The sequence below is a fragment of the Micromonospora fiedleri genome, from assembly GCF_016774385.1.
GTDB lineage: Bacteria > Actinomycetota > Actinomycetes > Mycobacteriales > Micromonosporaceae > Micromonospora > Micromonospora gifhornensis.
The window spans coordinates 1-479 of the sequence record NZ_JAETXL010000052.1 but is presented as its reverse complement, the minus strand read 5'-3'; the positions used below and the strand labels follow the sequence as shown (position 1 = coordinate 479).

Here is a 479-nt window from a genome sequence, read left to right as displayed (position 1 = left end):
TGAGTTCCAGGGCCACATCCATGCGTCCACGGTAATCCGGGACCAGGGTTTCGAGCTGCACATTTGGCGACAGCTTGCGAATTTAGCGGATGCAGTCGGCGAAGTGCTGGGCACCGCCGTCACGCAGGTCATCGCGGTCAACGGAGGTGATCACCACGTACTTGAGTTTCAGAGCAGCGATGGCGATGGCCAGGCTTTGCGGCTCATTGACGTCCAGTGGCTTCGGACGACCGTGGCCCACGTCACAGAACGGGCAACGACGGGTGCAGATGTCACCCATGATCATGAAGGTCGCCGTGCCGCCGGAGAAGCACTCGCCCAGGTTCGGGCAGGATGCCTCTTCGCACACGCTGTGCAGCTTGTGTTTACGCAGCAGCGCCTTGATGCGGTCGACTTCCGGGGAAACCGGGATGCGCACACGGATCCAGTCCGGCTTTTTTGGCAGTTCGGTGGTCGGAATGATCTTTACCGGGATGCTT

General features: G+C 60.3%; 1 protein-coding gene. It reads right to left on the bottom strand.

Annotated features, from left to right (window positions below; translation table 11 throughout):
- Positions 1-82 precede the first annotated feature (82 nt).
- Positions 83-479: radical SAM protein (locus JMF97_RS32470; protein ID WP_498043320.1), on the bottom strand; the 397-nt coding region annotated here is incomplete at its 5' end.